This is a genomic window from Thalassospira profundimaris (assembly GCF_003326795.1).
GTDB lineage: Bacteria > Pseudomonadota > Alphaproteobacteria > Rhodospirillales > Thalassospiraceae > Thalassospira > Thalassospira profundimaris_C.
Genome location: NZ_JPWI01000011.1, coordinates 88545 through 103645, shown reverse-complemented (window position 1 = coordinate 103645; position 15101 = coordinate 88545). Strand labels below are relative to the sequence as shown.

Annotated in this window: 16 protein-coding genes; 9 read left to right on the top strand and 7 right to left on the bottom strand. The window is 55.0% G+C overall.

The features are described from left to right. Positions 1-95 precede the first annotated feature (95 nt). Entirely contained in the window at positions 96-860 is a 765-nt protein-coding gene (gene ubiG, locus TH30_RS16265; protein WP_114099152.1) for a bifunctional 2-polyprenyl-6-hydroxyphenol methylase/3-demethylubiquinol 3-O-methyltransferase UbiG, read from the top strand. Here the strand turns inward: ubiG and TH30_RS16260 are convergent. Both TH30_RS16260 and TH30_RS16255 read right to left on the bottom strand, forming a co-directional pair. After that, complete coding sequence (locus TH30_RS16260) at positions 857-2284, bottom strand: GGDEF domain-containing protein (protein ID WP_147252028.1); 1428 nt, start codon at positions 2282-2284, stop codon at positions 857-859. The genes ubiG and TH30_RS16260 overlap by 4 nt on opposite strands. 346 nt (positions 2285-2630) lie before the next feature. Continuing rightward, positions 2631-3065 (bottom strand): DUF1178 family protein, encoded by a 435-nt coding sequence (locus TH30_RS16255; protein WP_114099150.1) that lies wholly within the window; start codon positions 3063-3065, stop codon positions 2631-2633. Between the two features lie 116 nt (positions 3066-3181). Here TH30_RS16255 and TH30_RS16250 point away from each other — a divergent pair, with 116 nt between their 5' ends. After that, positions 3182-3721: a class I SAM-dependent methyltransferase gene (locus tag TH30_RS16250; protein ID WP_114099149.1), complete on the top strand. Its 540-nt coding sequence runs from the start codon at positions 3182-3184 to the stop codon at positions 3719-3721. A gap of 183 nt (positions 3722-3904) precedes the next feature. Beyond that, positions 3905-5818, top strand: a complete 1914-nt coding sequence (locus tag TH30_RS16245) for a PhoX family protein (protein ID WP_114099148.1) — start codon at positions 3905-3907, stop codon at positions 5816-5818. Between the two features lie 107 nt (positions 5819-5925). On the opposite strand, the gene TH30_RS16240 is transcribed toward TH30_RS16245, so the two are convergent. Next, positions 5926-6465, bottom strand: a complete 540-nt coding sequence (locus TH30_RS16240) for a YHS domain-containing (seleno)protein (protein WP_114099208.1) — start codon at positions 6463-6465, stop codon at positions 5926-5928. Between the two features lie 230 nt (positions 6466-6695). Here TH30_RS16240 and TH30_RS16235 point away from each other — a divergent pair, with 230 nt between their 5' ends. Then, on the top strand, positions 6696-7097 hold the full coding sequence (locus TH30_RS16235) for a VOC family protein (protein WP_114099147.1): 402 nt from the start codon (positions 6696-6698) through the stop codon (positions 7095-7097). A 33-nt stretch (positions 7098-7130) separates the two neighbouring features. On the opposite strand, the gene TH30_RS16230 is transcribed toward TH30_RS16235, so the two are convergent. Beyond that, positions 7131-7955 (bottom strand): carbon-nitrogen hydrolase family protein, encoded by an 825-nt coding sequence (locus tag TH30_RS16230; protein ID WP_114099146.1) that lies wholly within the window; start codon positions 7953-7955, stop codon positions 7131-7133. A gap of 254 nt (positions 7956-8209) precedes the next feature. Between TH30_RS16230 and TH30_RS16225 the strand changes: the two genes are divergently transcribed. From TH30_RS16225 to TH30_RS16215, 3 genes are all read left to right on the top strand, one after another. Then, on the top strand, positions 8210-8881 hold the full coding sequence (locus TH30_RS16225) for a GntR family transcriptional regulator (RefSeq protein ID WP_114099207.1): 672 nt from the start codon (positions 8210-8212) through the stop codon (positions 8879-8881). A gap of 62 nt (positions 8882-8943) precedes the next feature. After that, the gene (locus TH30_RS16220) at positions 8944-9738 is read left to right on the top strand and encodes a phytanoyl-CoA dioxygenase family protein (protein WP_114099145.1); all 795 of its coding nucleotides are present in this window, start codon (positions 8944-8946) and stop codon (positions 9736-9738) included. Positions 9739-9763: 25 nt separating this feature from the next. Continuing rightward, positions 9764-11101: an NAD(P)H-dependent oxidoreductase gene (locus TH30_RS16215; RefSeq protein ID WP_114099144.1), complete on the top strand. Its 1338-nt coding sequence runs from the start codon at positions 9764-9766 to the stop codon at positions 11099-11101. A gap of 87 nt (positions 11102-11188) precedes the next feature. Here the strand turns inward: TH30_RS16215 and grxC are convergent, their stop codons facing one another. The 3 genes from grxC to TH30_RS16200 form a co-directional block, all read right to left on the bottom strand. Next, positions 11189-11446 (bottom strand): glutaredoxin 3, encoded by a 258-nt coding sequence (grxC, locus tag TH30_RS16210; protein WP_114099206.1) that lies wholly within the window; start codon positions 11444-11446, stop codon positions 11189-11191. A gap of 125 nt (positions 11447-11571) precedes the next feature. Next, positions 11572-12336 (bottom strand): ComF family protein, encoded by a 765-nt coding sequence (locus TH30_RS16205; RefSeq protein ID WP_181850342.1) that lies wholly within the window; start codon positions 12334-12336, stop codon positions 11572-11574. 63 nt (positions 12337-12399) lie between these two features. Beyond that, complete coding sequence (locus tag TH30_RS16200) at positions 12400-13311, bottom strand: LysR family transcriptional regulator (protein ID WP_114099205.1); 912 nt, start codon at positions 13309-13311, stop codon at positions 12400-12402. A 132-nt stretch (positions 13312-13443) separates the two neighbouring features. Between TH30_RS16200 and TH30_RS16195 the strand changes: the two genes are divergently transcribed. Together TH30_RS16195 and TH30_RS16190 are read left to right on the top strand one after the other, a co-directional pair. Next, positions 13444-14061, top strand: a complete 618-nt coding sequence (locus TH30_RS16195; RefSeq protein ID WP_114099142.1) for a glutathione S-transferase family protein — start codon at positions 13444-13446, stop codon at positions 14059-14061. Between the two features lie 45 nt (positions 14062-14106). Continuing rightward, positions 14107-15072: a pyridoxamine 5'-phosphate oxidase family protein gene (locus tag TH30_RS16190; RefSeq protein WP_258548756.1), complete on the top strand. Its 966-nt coding sequence runs from the start codon at positions 14107-14109 to the stop codon at positions 15070-15072. Positions 15073-15101: the final 29 nt, after the last annotated feature.

The following is a 15101-nucleotide window of genomic DNA, read 5'->3' as shown; positions in this document are numbered from 1 at the left end:
CGCGCTTTTGACAGCTGAGTATTGCCTTGCCGTTCCGGCCCGCGTAAACAGGGCACAGCATAACAGATTTGATTTCATGCCTTTGGAGCCACGTCATGTCGGAAGCATCCGCCAAAACCAGCCGTACCGCCAATGCAGAGGAAATTGCACGTTTTTCTGCAATGGCCGAAAAATGGTGGGATCCGAATGGCGTGATGAAGCCCCTGCACCGCTTCAATCCGGTCCGCTTGCAGCTTCTGCGAGACAATATCTGCGCCCATCTCGGTCGTGATCCCAACCAGATCGAACCGCTAAAGGATATCGAGATCATCGATATTGGCTGTGGTGCCGGTTTGCTTTCCGAACCATTGGCGCGGATGGGGGCAAAAATGACCTCGATTGATGCAGCCGAAAACAACATCGAAGTCGCCAAGGTCCATGCTGCACAATCAGGCCTTGAGATCGATTACCGTTGCTGCACGCCCGAAATGCTGGCCGATGAAGGCAAACAGTTTGATATCGTGCTGAATATGGAAGTCATCGAGCATGTCGATGATCCGCAATTCTTCATGCAGGCCTGTGCATCGGTGCTGAAACCCGGCGGATTGATGTTTGTCGCGACCCTGAACCGCACCATCAAGTCACTGGCACTGGCCAAGATCGGTGCGGAATATATTCTGCGCTGGCTTCCGGCTGGCACGCATGACTGGCGAAAATTCGTCAAACCGTCTGAAATGTCGGGCTATTTGCGCGGGGCCGGTCTTGAGCTGACCGATATCACCGGGGTTGCCTATAACCCGATCAATGACAAATGGTATCCCGCGCCGCGTGATCTTGATGTCAATTACATGGTGATTGCGCGCAAGCCTGATGCGGCTTAACGCGCGACCACACGGTTACGACCGTTTTCCTTGGCTTCATACATTGCCCGGTCAGCTTCATTCAAAAGAGTATCGATCCTGATCGGCTGATCGGGTTGGCGATATAGAAGTCCGATACTGACCGTCGTATGGATCGGCACATCGTTCGCGGCCACGATGCTTGCCTGTTCGACCGCCTTGCGAATCCGTTGCGCCAATCCCTGGGCATCGACTTTGGCGATATCAGGAACAAGAATTGCGAATTCTTCGCCGCCAAGACGAGCAAACAGATCGGTTCCCCGCAAGTTGCGCTGAATGACACGGGCCACTTCGATCAGGATTCTGTCACCGGTCGCATGTCCATGGCTGTCATTGATTTCCTTGAAGAGATCAAGATCCATCACCATGACCGTCAGGCGGCCTTTTTGCGCGGCAATCCGGTCAACCATTTCCTGCCCCAACGGCATGAAAGCCCCGCGGGTAAGAAGACCGGTAAGATAATCATGATTGGCCGCATGATCGAGCCGCTCGACAAGGGCTGACCTTGCACGATCAATTGACGCAACCGTCAAAGGACCAAGGGCAAGCATGGCAATCCCCAGCCGAGTGGATATGACACCATAATAGGGGTCAGCCCCTTCTGGCAGATTAGCAAGCAGATCAAGCTCCAACACAATCATAAGCCAGAGCGAAAGCAACGTAATCAGAACCGATACAACACTGAGCCGATAACTCAGCGCACACCACAAAAGTGCCGGGACCGGAAAAACGATTGCGCCCGGCCCGCCGACAAACGAAACCATAACCAGACTGAAAGCCAGTGAAAGCGCGGGCATCCCGCCCAGCAGCACTTTCCAGTCCTGTCTAACGCGCCCTGCAAGCCGCTGCCAACCATTCAGGAAATCGGGCAATCGCGACACTGTCATCGCAAAGGGAAGGATGATGACATAATTGGCGAACTCGGTGCTCGACCAGAACACGAATGCCATAACCGGATCGGAATGGAAGACAATCAGGGCGACGGCAATGCCCATCAATCCGGACCCGGTCGCGGCTGCCGCACTTGTCAGGCAAAGATAAAGAACCCCCGACGGCCTGCGCAAGTTCCGGTCTTCCGGATCGAGTTTGCTGATCAGCGCCAACCCGACGGCAACGCCGGACATATTGGCCACGGTCAACCAGGCAGCCTTGCTGACATCACTGCCGGTCAGGATATCGGCAAGCATAAACCCGCCGAATGCCGCCAGCCATCCGATCGGCGTATTCATGGATGGCACTCGCACAAATGCCGCCAGCAACAACGCATTGGCTGGCCACAGAACGGCAAGCAGCCCTTCGGGTCGCGTCAGGATACCAAAAAGTGAAGCACCAAAAACCAGTATCCCCGCACCGATTGCACCGACCAGATATGGCACGTAATCAACAATTGCAGTCCGTGACGTCACGTTTCTCCCCCGACTTTCGTCACAGCCTCAGCTCAACCGGGCACGGAACAAAGTCCTTAATGTCTCGGTGGTCATCATGAGACGGTGAAACCCGCACATGGCCAAAGCCAGTCGCACGGGACCTTTACCAAATCGCCCAACCACCACTTTTGTATAGTCTTTGCGTTTTAAAGTAATCACGGCCCGATGTTTTTCAACATGTCCAGCCGCAATAAGAGCCCATGGACCATGTTCTCCCTGCAAATTTTCCGCCGTCACCCCGTGCTGAACAGCTCGGCTCCGGCTCTTCAAAAAGTTCGTTAGGAGATATGTTCCGCAGACCCTATAGACCCACAGACTGTCGCGATCAATTTTTCTTGTGTGCGTCGTCCCAGGGCAAGGCATGAACATCAATGCCTTCCTCGACCAGTTCGGCGGTTTCCTTAAGGGATGCCTCGCCGTAGATACCGCGCTTTTTGGCTTCGCCATAATGGATCTTGCGGGCTTCTTCAGCAAATTTGCTGCCGACATGCTCGCAATTGGTTTCGACCTGTTTACGGATTTCGGCGATGGCAGCCTTGGCGGCTTCGGCAACGGCTTTCTGATGCTGCTTCTCGGCGGCCTGTTCTTTCTGGCGTGAGGTCCGCAAACGCGGCGCCATCAGGGCCTTGCCCACATTTGACGTGCCGCATACCGGACAGGACAGGTCGCCATCGGCGGCCTGCGCGTCATAGGTCGCGCCGTCTTTGAACCAACCTTCAAATTCGTGATCATGTTCGCATTTAAGCTGGAAAAGAATCATGATGGTACTTGTGGAAACCGAATATGTCGCAGAACATTAAGTTATCTGTAATATGGCCCGGACGGAGGCATTCCGCCAGTCACATGCGAAACCTTCAATAAACAAGATTTACAAAAATGTCATCCCAATTGCCGTCCAACTGGATCACACAGCACTGCCCCGCCCCGTCTGCCGGGCAAAACCATGCGCTTGATCTGGCTTGTGGTGCCGGACGTCACAGTTTCTGGCTTGCGCAGCAGGGATGGGATGTCACCGCCCTTGATCGCGATCTTTCACGTGTCGATCACTTGGCCCATCAACTGGCCGATCAATCCATTAACTGGCAGCAGGCCGATCTGGAAACCGGACATTGGCCGCCGGGAAATCAGCAATTCGATCTGATTGTTGTCGTCAATTATCTGCACAGGCCGCTATTTGATCATCTGCGCAATGCCACGCGATCTGGTGGCACAATAGTCTACGAGACTTTCATGACCGGGAATGAAAAGATCGGGCGCCCCCGTTCACCTGATTTTTTGTTAGAAAAAGACGAACTGAAGAACATCTTTGCCGACTGGGACATCGTTGCATTCCAACAAGGGCCCGTCAGACATGGCGATTCTGGGATTACAGCCATCAAACAGGCAATCGTCGCCCAAAGACCCCTGACATCCTGATATGCACACGACATCAGCACCTGAAATACTGCTTGGTGCCCGCGCTTGCTTCCGCAGATTTCCTTGTGGTTTCCGATCCGCCCGTCTCGCCGTTACAACATAACAAAAACATCACAATTACATTTCGAATCTTCTGGCATTTTCTCCGCGCTGTATCAGGCACTGCACAGAGAGAGAAAAGCCATGAGCGAACAATTCGAAATTATTGAAGATCGCGACGACATTCCTTCCAATCCAACCCGTAACCCGCGCATCTCGGACCTGATCGACGCACGCTTCTCGCGGCGTGGTTTCTTCAAGGGCCTGATGGCAACTTCGGCCGTGGTCGGCGCAGGCATTGCGACCCGCGGTGTTGCCAAAGCGCAGTCAGCATCCACGCTGACCTTCAAATCGATCCCGCAGAAAATTACCGAAACCCATGCGGTCGCAGAAGGCTACGACGCCGACGTGCTGATCCGCTGGGGTGACAAGGTTGTCGCCGATGCACCGGAATTCGTTCCCGGTCAGGTCGACGCAACCGCACAGAACAAGCAGTTTGGCTATAACTGTGACTATGTCGGCTATATGCCGCTTCCGGTTGGCTCAAACAGCTCGGATCATGGCCTGCTGTGCATCAGCCATGAATACACCAACGCCGAATTGATGTGGCCAGGCCTGAAAGACTCGATGGGCGCATCACAGGAACAGGCACTTCATGAAATTGCTGCTCATGGTCACTCGATTGTCGAGATCAAAAAGACCAATGGCAAATGGCAGGTCATTGACGGCTCGAAATATGCCCGCCGTATTTCCGCCCTTGATACCGAAATGCAAATCACCGGTCCGGCAGCAGGCCATGACCGCCTTAAAACCAGCTCGGACAATACCGGTACCCGCGTTATTGGCACCCTGAATAACTGTGCTGGTGGCAAGACCCCATGGGGCACCATTCTGATTTCCGAAGAAAACTTCAATGGCTACTTTGGCGGCGACATTGCCAAGACAAGCGAAGAACGCAATTACAAGCGTCTCGGCATCAGCCCCGAGAGCTGGTACTCATGGATTAAATATTTCGACCGTTTCAATGTCGAAAAAGAACCCAATGAACCGAACAAGTTTGGCTGGATGGTCGAGATTGACCCGTATGACCCGACTTCCATGCCCAAGAAACGTACTGCACTGGGCCGTTTCAAGCATGAAGGGGCAACGGTTGTTCTGAACAAGGACAACTCGATTGTTGCTTATTCCGGCGACGATCAGCGTTTTGACTATCTCTATAAATTCGTTGCTGCAAACAAGTACAACCCGAACGACCGCGCTGCCAACATGGACCTTCTGAATGAAGGCACCCTGTATGTAGCAAAGTTCAACGATGATGGCTCACTTGACTGGATGCCTTTGATCTTTGGCGAAGGTCCGCTGACCGCAGAAAACGACTTCAACAGTCAGGCAGACGTCCTGATCGAAACCCGTCGCGCGGCTGACCTTCTGGGCGCAACCCAGATGGACCGCCCGGAAGATGTTGAACCGAACCCGGTCAACGGCAAGGTCTATGTCATGCTGACCAACAACTCCAAGCGCAAGGAAGGCAATGCGCCGAACCCGCGCGCTGCCAACCCGCATGGTCACGTGCTTGAACTCACTCCTCCGGGTGGCCGTGGCAAGGATGCCGATCATACCGCCAACCGGTTCACCTGGGACATCATGCTCGCTGCCGGCAATCCGTCCAACCCGGACGACAAGGCTGTCTATCATCCGGCTGCTGAATCCTGGCTGTCCTGCCCGGACAACATGGCGATCGACCATCGTGGCCGCCTGTGGATTTCTTCTGACGGCGCACAGGGTTCGGACATTCCGGACGGTATGTGGGCAACCGATGTTGACGGTCCGGGCCGCGCCCTGACCAAGTTCTTCTTTGCCTGCCCGGTTGGTGCCGAAATGTGCGGTCCGGAATTCACCCCGGATGGAACCACCCTGTTCCTTGCAGTGCAGCATCCGGCGGATGGTTCGAGCTATGAAGCCCCGAGCACACGCTGGCCGGACTTTGCCGATGGCATTCCCCCGCGCCCGTCAGTTGTCGCGGTTACCAAACAGGATGGCGGCGAAATCGCAGGCTGATAACGCTCGCGCACACTGATCGCAACCGCATCATCTGTGTGCCAACCACATACCAAAACACCCCGGCCACAATATGTGCCGGGGTGTTTTGCTTTGCGCGAGCCCGCCTACTTGATCGGGGCGGTCATATCATATGTGCCATCATTGTCACCGATCTCCATCCAGCTGTCATTTGAAGCCGATTTGGGCTCAAGGTCCGACCATTCATCATTGGCATCCATGATGTAGTCGGCAATATCGCTGTTCCATGTTTCGGCAACTTCGGGCGTGATGTTAAGATACAGCTCGCCATCCACGATCCGCCAAAGGTTCGGGTTGGCAGGAACCTTTGCCCCCTTTGCAACACCATAGGCGCAATGCCCGTCATATTTCGGGGCATATTTCGCCGGGTCAGCCAAAAACATGTCGCGATTTTCGGCCGTTGCAAAGGCCCATTTGGCACCGTTGTAATCCGCCGTAATATCCGCACGCCCAGGCACAGCATGAGGCTGCATCATGCCATCATCTTTTTGGGTCAGGTTGAAATATGCCACCGCATCATAGCCGCTGATGGCAAAGCCGGTTTCATCGACATATTGCTCCCCCGCCACAGCGGCACTCGAAAGGGCAAGAAGGATAGCCGTCCCGGCCAGAAATTGTTTGAACATCTTTGCATCATCTCCGCTTGGGTTTCCGTGATGGCCAATCGTGCCCCGAACTGCCCGAAATTCGAAATGACGTTGCGACACTGTTTCGTGAAAACCTGTGAACTGCCCGAGAAGAAAAATCAGAAATCCATATATTTCAGTACAAATTATTGCTTGACCTGAACTTAACTTGAGGAATTACCAACAAGGAACAAGATCAATGTAACCCGCAAAAATGAAGGGGAAATGCCATGAGTGAAGCATATCTGGAACACGTGAACTTTACCGTTTCCGACCCAGCCAAAACCGCACAGCACCTGCATGACTGGTTCGGATGGGAAGTACGCTGGAAAGGACCATCAATCAATGATGGCGAAACCTATCATGTCGGCAACAGTTCAAGCTATGTCGCCCTCTATTCGCCGGGCAATGCCGACGGCAAGAGCGGCACAGCCGAGCCCAATGACAATTCCTATCACACCCGGGGTGGCATGAACCATATTGCTGTGGTGGTTGAAGACCTTGATGCGACCGAGGAAAAGATCAAGGCATCAGGTTTCAGCACCCATAACCACGCAGATTACGAACCCGGTCGCCGCTTCTATTTCCGCGACGGCGATGACATCGAATTTGAAGTGGTCAGTTACGCCTGACCACTTCAAACCGGCAATCTGCACTGTGCGTTATCAGCACGGTTTATAGGTCTGGCCGTTTTGCAGGGATGGCACCATGCGCCGGATTTCATCCACCCGATCCAGATCGATCTCGGCTGTAATAAAGCCGGGATCGGTCCCGCCATCTGCCAGAACCTCGCCCCAGGGATCAAGGATCAGGGAATGGCCGAATGTCTGACGCCCACCCGGATGATCCCCGCACTGGGCCGCGGCAATCACAAAGCAGCCATTTTCAATAGCCCGCGCTTTCAAAAGTGTATGCCAGTGCGCCTGCCCGGTCGTCCGGGTAAAGGCCGCCGGGATGCTAAGAATCCGTGCCCCCGCCTTGGCGTAATCACGAAACAGATGGGGAAACCGCACGTCATAACAGATCGAGACACCGACCTTGCCAAATTCGGTATCAGCCAGTTTTGCACTGTCGCCGGGGCGGAATGTTTTGCTTTCGCGGTAACTCTCACCATTGGCCAGATCGACGTCAAACATATGGATCTTGTCATAGGACGTGATCACCTTGCCATCCGGGCCAACGACAAAGCACCGGTTTGCCACCCGGTCTTCACCCGCGACCTTCACATGCAGCGATCCGACAATCAGGGTTGATTGCAGTTCTTCGGCCAGATCACAAAAGAATGTCAGGCCGGGATGCTCACTTTCCGGAAAGGCCGCTGCACGGACATTCTCGCCACCAAATGACATCATTGATACGTTTTCGGGAAATGCGATCAACCGCGCACCCGCCGCATGGGCATCGCGCGCATAGGTCGCGGCACGCGCAAGGTTGTCTGACATGACGTCACGGGAATTGACCTGAACGCAGGCAGCTATGAAACGGGTCATGATGCATTCTCCTTTTTATCGTTATCGCAATCATGATGACCCTGTCTGGGTCAGGCGACAATACGCAATTGGATGAGCGCCCCTGTGAACACGATCACGCCTGTCATTTTCCCCGGATTTCCAAGAGAAACCGCACAAACCTGTCATGGACATCAGCCAGACGTGCAATCCTGAAGACTGATAGCCCGAACTTGCATCTTCCCTTGGTTGAAATTAGTGTATACAGTATTCCGCATACCCAAGAAGGATCGAAGATGGAACCTCTTTCCGGTCGAAAAAGTCTGACTGACGAAGTGCATGACCGTCTGGTTGATGCCTTGTGTTCCGGTGCACTCCCTCCCGGGACACCCTTGCGTCAGGAAGCATTGGCTGAGGAACTCAACGTCTCGCGGCAACCAGTGTTGCAAGCTCTGGGGTTGTTGCGTCGTGACGGACTGGTCGAACCGATGGGACGACGTGGATATCGCGTTGCTGCCGTTGATGCCGATCTGGTCCGTCACGTTTATGACCTGCGAGAAGCCTTTGACGGGCTCGCCGCCCGTCTTGCGGCACACTCCCTGGCTTCGGATCGGGAATCGGCTCTGCGGGCTGCGATAACACAGGGGAACCACGCCCTGGGCAGCGGCGACACCGCAGAACTTGTTGCAGCCGACGTCGCATTTCATCAAACGATCTATCGTCTTTCGGGCAACCCCCTGTTGCCCGAGGCATCCGCAGCCGTATGGTTGCAAATTCGGCGCGTGATGCATGCTGACCTGCAGACCGGATCATCCCGAGACCCGGTCTGGACGGAACACGGAGCCATCGCCGACGCGATCTGTGCCGGCGATGGTGACCGTGCCCAAATGCTGGCCATCACACACACGCGCAATGCCAAGCATCGCCTGATCTCGAAAATGAAGGATACCGATCACCAAACCAACTAACCGCCCGAACGGGCATCAGCCGCAACAGAACAAACAATAATGTGCGGCGCGGAGGAAACGTCATGAAACTGAGTGAGACGGAGCTCGCGAAATTTCGCGAAGATGGCTTTGTGTTTTTGCCGGAACTGTTTTCGCGCGAAGAAGCCACCCTTTTGCTGACCGAAGCCAAGCAGATCTATGCCTCTGACCGTGAAGAGGTCTGGCGCGAAACATCCGGTGTCGCCCGCACGGCCTTTGCCGCACATACCTATAACGAAGCCCATCGCCGCCTTGGGGCCCATCCCCGCCTGATTGAACCGGTTGTTCAGTATCTTGAAGAACAGGTTTACATGCATCAGTACAAGATCAACGCCAAGGCAGCCTTTGATGGTGCTGTCTGGCAGTGGCATCAGGATTACGGAACATGGCAGCGCGACGATGAAATGCCCGAACCGCGTGCCTTTAATATCGCCCTGTTCCTTGAAGACGTGACACCGGCCAACGGTCCGCTCCTGTTCATTCCCAAAAGCCATAAGGCAGGCGTTCTCAAGGCCGGACACGATCTTGAAACCACATCCTATCCGCTTTGGACACTTGATCGCGAAACCGTCAGCAAACTCGCCGCTGAAGGTGGCTGCGAAGCCCCAATTGGTCCGGCAGGATCGGTTGTGATGTTCCATGGCAATCTGGTGCACGCGAGCCCACCCAATATCAGCCCGTTTGATCGCACGATTGTCTATCTCAGCCTGTGCGCGGTCTCGAACCATATCCGGGCCTTCAATCGCAAACCGTGGATTGCGCATCGCGATTTTACCCCGATCAGCCCGCTCGCTGATAACTGCCTTGAAGAGCTGGTCGCCAAGCGATCGGCTGCGTAACGTCCTGCCGGAGAAGTGAATTTAAATGAATCTCGATGCAAAACTGCGCAAGCGCGCCGATGAAGGCAATCCCGTGCGGGTTGGCATCATCGGTGCCGGTAAATTCGGATCGATGTTTTTAAGTCAGGCCGGACACCATCCGGGCTATCACGTTCTGGGCATCGCTGATCTCAGCATCGACCGGGCCAAGGCGGCATTACGCCGCGTTGGCTGGTCCGATGACCGGTTTTCGGCAACCGATCCGGCCACTGCATACAAAAACCGCACCACCTGGATCACAGAGGATGCCGATGCCCTGATTGCCGCAGACGGACTTGAAGTCATCATTGATGCCACGGGAAGTCCATCGGCGGGTATTCGCTTTGCACTCAAGGCCATAGAACATGGCCGCCATATCGTCATGGTCAATGTCGAGGCCGATGTTCTTGCAGGGCCGCTTCTGGCCAAACGGGCCGAGGCTGCTGGCCTTGTCTATTCCATGGCCTATGGCGATCAACCGGCCCTGATTTCCGAAATGGTCGATTGGGCGCGGGCCATTGGCTTGCCGGTTACGTGCGCAGGCAAAGGCACCAAGTATCTGCCGATCTATCATCATGTGACGCCCGATGATGTCTGGCATCACTATGGCCTGACACCGGAACAGGCGCAGGCAGGCGGCATGAACCCGCAGATTTTCAACAGTTTCCTTGATGGCACCAAATCCGCCATTGAAATGGCGGCTGTGTCGAATGCCTGTGATCTTGTGCCGCAGGAATGCGGGTTGCAATTCCCGGCCTGCGGGGTGGATGATTTGCCAAGATTGCTTTGCCCGCGTGAAAGTGGCGGCATTCTTGATCGCAAGGGGACGGTCGAGGTGGTTTCAAGCCTTGAACGTGATACCCGTCCGGTATTTCGTGATCTGCGCTGGGGTGTTTATGTCACCTTCGAAGCACCAAGCGATTATGTCGCGCGCTGCTTTAACGAATATGGTCTTCTGACCGATCCAAGCGGACAATATTCCACCATGTACAAGCCCTATCACCTGATCGGGCTGGAACTTGGTATTTCGGTGGCGTCTGCGGCCCTGCGCCATGAGGCAACGGGCACGTCACGTGCATGGTCGGGTGATGCGGTTGCCACCGCCAAGCGCGACCTTAAAGCGGGCGAAATGCTTGATGGTGAAGGTGGCTATACAGTCTATGGCAAGCTTGCCCCGGCCAGCACATCGCGCGCGCGCAATGCCCTTCCGATTGGCCTTGCCCATCACCTGAAAATCAAACGTCCGGTCAACATGGATCAGACCCTGACATGGGATGATGTCGAATTTGACGCCAAGGACCCGGCGATTGCATTCCGCAAGGAAATGGAAGCAACCTTCGGCTAGACGACCAATTATCAGACCAAATAAAAACCCCGGCTAGTTTGGCCGGGGTTTTGTATGACAAATGTCTTTGACCCTGTCGGAACGCGATCAGGCAGACAGTTTTGCTTCGAGTTTGCTGGCAGCTTCAAGCGCCATCAGATCGTCGCAACCGCCGATATGTTCGTCATTGATGAAGATCTGCGGCACGGTATGACGACCATTGGCACGGTCCATCATTTCCTTTTTGCGCTTCGGCTCCATCATCACGTCGATCAGCTGGTATTTCGCACCTTTTTCTTCCAGAAGCTTGCGGGCGCGCTTGCAATACGGGCACCATTCGGTGGCGTAAACTTCAACTTTTGCCATGTAGCAATCATCCTTCTTCAAGCAGCCGATCATGCCAAAGGACCCGCTTTACGGGGCTTTCAGCGTTTGATACGGCGCGGAAAACAGTTCAGATGAGCGCTATATAACAGATTTCTTGCACTGCGTCATCGTACGACGCGTGCAACTGTGATCACAGATACGTGCATGGCCCCTGACTGCTTTAAAACCCGGGCACAGGCATTGGCAGTGGCCCCGGTTGTCAGCACATCATCAATCAAAACCACCCGAGCCCCGTCGAGCCCGCATCTGCCAGCCCGATCTTCATCAATGGAAAAAGCCCCGCCGACTTCGCGTTTGCGCGAAGATGGCCCAAGCCCGCCCAGACTGCGTGTATTGCGCTTGCGCCCCAGGATCAGCCCATCCCACGGCACACCGGTCATGCGCGACAAACTGGCTGCGAGCAAACCCGACTGGTTATAGCGGCGATTTAACAGTCGCCGCCGGTGAAGTGGCACCGGCACAATCACATCCGCCTGATCCCATATCCCGTGTCCGCATTGAAACAACCAGCGCGCAAGAAGCGGTGTCAGATCGGTACGATCCGCATGTTTGAACCGCAACAGGTAATCGCGGCTGTGATCATCGTAAACCAGTGCTGCCCGCGCACGGTCAAAAACCGGTTTCTTTTGCAGGCAATTGCCACACAGGGCCTGCCCGTCCACTGCTTCGCCGCCGGGGATATTCGCGCTATCATCAAGTTCAAACGGATAACCGCAACAGGCACAATGCGGGGCAGATATGAAACGCAAGCCCGCCCAGCAATCAGCACAGACCGCATGGGTTGTGTCGGTAATAATACCGCATCCGCCACAGCGCGGCGGCAGGATGGCATCCATCCCGATCCGCCCAACTGTGCGCAGCAATGCCATTACCATACCCACGCCCCCGATCACATCAGCAACGGGGACACGATATCACAATCAATGATTGAATTAATCGGAATTCAAAACCGGATTGGATCGCAAGGTTTCGGTGGCAAGATCAATAAAGCTTCGAACCTTTGCCGGGGCATGACGGCCTTCGGGATGGACCAGATGGACCGGCACCGGATCGGGTCTGTAATCATCAAGCACCGTAATTAGCTTGCCTTCAGCAATGAATGGCGCCGCCTGATAGGACAACAGGCGCACAATGCCCCACCCGTCCATTGCGGCCTTGCGGGCGGCTTCGATGGAGTTGGTTTGCCATTTTGCATCTGGCGACAGATGGATATTTCGTCCATTGGTCGGTGATTTGAAATTCCAGTCAAGGCGCGCGGATGAGCCGGTTGATGCAACGATCCGGTACGATGCCAGATCGGCTGGCGTTTGAGGAGTGCCGGTGCGTTCGAAATATTCCGGCGCACCACAGACGACTTGCCGCACCTGCCCCAGCCGCACGGCACTCAGTGATGAATCCGCGAGATGCCCGATGCGCACGGCAAGATCAATACCCTCCTCGACGATATTGACGATGCGGTCAAACAGCAAAAGCTGGGCGCGCATATCGGGATATTGATCAAGATAGCGACCGACAATTGGCGCGACATGCATCTGGCCGAACTGCACCGGGGCCGTTATGCGCAAAACGCCGCTTGGCTTGGCATAGGCACCACCTGCGGCGGCTTCGACTTCGTGCAGATCGGCCAGCAGCCGTTTGCAATCGGCCAGATACCGCGTCCCCGCCTCGGTCATGGTGACCGTACGGGTCGTTCGGGTCAGGAGCCGTGCCCCGATGATTTCTTCAAGCTGGGCAATGGTTCGGGTGACAGCAGCCGGGCTCATATTAAGGGCACGGGCAGCAGCAGCAAAGCCCTGTTCCTCGGCCACGCGGACAAAGACTTTCATGGCGTTAAAACGATCCATCGGCATCCCCGGGACAGCATTTCACTATTTCAATAAACGGAACAATAAATTGCAAAATACGTTTATTCCATAATTTTTATGAAACATCGATGATGCAGCATCATTCACGCAGCAAATACAGGGAAACCTGCCATGAAGCTTTATCATCATCCCATTTCCGGTCACGCCCATCGTGCGCGCCTGATGCTCGGTCTTTTGGGACTGGATCATGAACTGATCGAACTGGACTTGTCCAAAGGCGCCCATAAGAAACCGGAATTTCTGGCGATCAACCCGTTTGGGCAGGTCCCGGTCTTGCAGAATGGCGACACGGTCATTTCCGATTCAAACGCCATTCTGGTCTATCTTGCCAAAAAACAGGGTGCGACCGACTGGCTGCCTGAAGACCCGGCAGGTGCGGCAAAGGTTCAGCGCTGGCTCTCGGTTGCAGCGGGCCAGATTGCCTTTGGCCCGGCGGCTGCCCGCCTTGTGACCCTGTTTGGTGCACCATTTAACGCTGACGAAGTCATTAACCGCGCCCATGCCATTCTTGGTCTGATGGAAGCCCATCTGAAAACACAGGACTGGCTTGCTGCCGATCATCCAACCATCGCCGATATATCGCTTTATAGCTATGTGGCCCGCGCGCCCGAGGGCAATGTGGATCTTGCGCCCTATGGCAAGGTACGTGACTGGCTTTCCCGCATTGAAGAATTGCCGGGTTTTGTGCCCTTCATGCATGCCCCGGCCGAGATGCTGGCATCGGCATAGGTAACTTTCCGACCTTCCTCGCACCATCAGCCTGAAAGACGCCCCATGCCTGATCGCATCGACACACGGAACGGCCATTCTCCCCAACCGCCAATGCCAACGGATGCCCCCTCACCGTGGCATGCTGGAGAAATCCGTCTTCAGCAAGTTCTGGGTGTCGATGCGCGCATGGATGAAGTCGGGCGCAAGGTGTTGCGCGATCATTTGATCGAACAACACCGGCTGTTTTACCCGCAACTGCCCTTTGTCGTGCTGGGCAGTGTCGATAGGAATGGCAAACCCTGGGCAACGCTTCGCGCCAACAGGCCGGGATTTTTATTTGCGACCGACATCTATCATCTGGCGGTATCACTGCCCCGCGATGAGGATGACCCGGCCGATGCCGGGATGGAAGACGGCGATGCCATCGGATTGCTGGGGATCGAGCTTCATACACGCCGACGCAATCGTCTGAATGGGACAATCAGTCGCACAAATGAGACATCGTTTGAGATTGCCGTCGGGCACAGCTTTGGCAATTGCCCGAAATATATCACGCCGCGCGATCTCGAACCTGCAGAGACCGCTGTTGCCAAAGGTTCCACTATTGAACGCGGAACAGATGCCCTGTCCGATGCCGCCCGTGCACTGATTGCGCGCAGTGACACATTTTTCATCGCATCCTTTATCGAACACGAAGATCAGAAACGTGATATCGATGTCTCCCATCGCGGCGGAGAAGCGGGCTTTGTCCATATCGAGGATGACGGGCCCCTGATCATTCCCGACTATGCGGGAAACCGGTTTTTCAACACGCTGGGCAATCTTTTGATCAATCCGCGTGCGGGGCTGGTATTTGTTGATTTCAGCAATGGCGACATGCTGCAAATCACCGGCACGGCTGAAATCATCATGGGCGGAGCGATGGTTGCAAACTTTGATCGCGCCGAACGTCTTGTATCCTTCAGGCCAACCGAATGGATATACCGCCCGGCAGTATTTCCGTTGCGCATGAGGCCTGCGAATGGCTGATTGGCTTGATGGTTGATTGCACCGCAGTG

Coding starts and splice junctions, on each gene's coding strand:
- ubiG (WP_114099152.1), top strand. CDS start 96: ATGTCGGAAGCATCCGCCAAAACCAGCCGTACCGCCAATGCAGAGGAA.
- TH30_RS16255 (WP_114099150.1), bottom strand. CDS start 3,065: ATGATTCTTTTCCAGCTTAAATGCGAACATGATCACGAATTTGAAGGT.
- TH30_RS16250 (WP_114099149.1), top strand. CDS start 3,182: ATGTCATCCCAATTGCCGTCCAACTGGATCACACAGCACTGCCCCGCC.
- TH30_RS16245 (WP_114099148.1), top strand. CDS start 3,905: ATGAGCGAACAATTCGAAATTATTGAAGATCGCGACGACATTCCTTCC.
- TH30_RS16240 (WP_114099208.1), bottom strand. CDS start 6,465: ATGTTCAAACAATTTCTGGCCGGGACGGCTATCCTTCTTGCCCTTTCG.
- TH30_RS16235 (WP_114099147.1), top strand. CDS start 6,696: ATGAGTGAAGCATATCTGGAACACGTGAACTTTACCGTTTCCGACCCA.
- TH30_RS16230 (WP_114099146.1), bottom strand. CDS start 7,955: ATGACCCGTTTCATAGCTGCCTGCGTTCAGGTCAATTCCCGTGACGTC.
- TH30_RS16225 (WP_114099207.1), top strand. CDS start 8,210: ATGGAACCTCTTTCCGGTCGAAAAAGTCTGACTGACGAAGTGCATGAC.
- TH30_RS16220 (WP_114099145.1), top strand. CDS start 8,944: ATGAAACTGAGTGAGACGGAGCTCGCGAAATTTCGCGAAGATGGCTTT.
- TH30_RS16215 (WP_114099144.1), top strand. CDS start 9,764: ATGAATCTCGATGCAAAACTGCGCAAGCGCGCCGATGAAGGCAATCCC.
- grxC (WP_114099206.1), bottom strand. CDS start 11,446: ATGGCAAAAGTTGAAGTTTACGCCACCGAATGGTGCCCGTATTGCAAG.
- TH30_RS16205 (WP_181850342.1), bottom strand. CDS start 12,336: ATGGCATTGCTGCGCACAGTTGGGCGGATCGGGATGGATGCCATCCTG.
- TH30_RS16200 (WP_114099205.1), bottom strand. CDS start 13,311: ATGGATCGTTTTAACGCCATGAAAGTCTTTGTCCGCGTGGCCGAGGAA.
- TH30_RS16195 (WP_114099142.1), top strand. CDS start 13,444: ATGAAGCTTTATCATCATCCCATTTCCGGTCACGCCCATCGTGCGCGC.
- TH30_RS16190 (WP_258548756.1), top strand. CDS start 14,107: ATGCCTGATCGCATCGACACACGGAACGGCCATTCTCCCCAACCGCCA.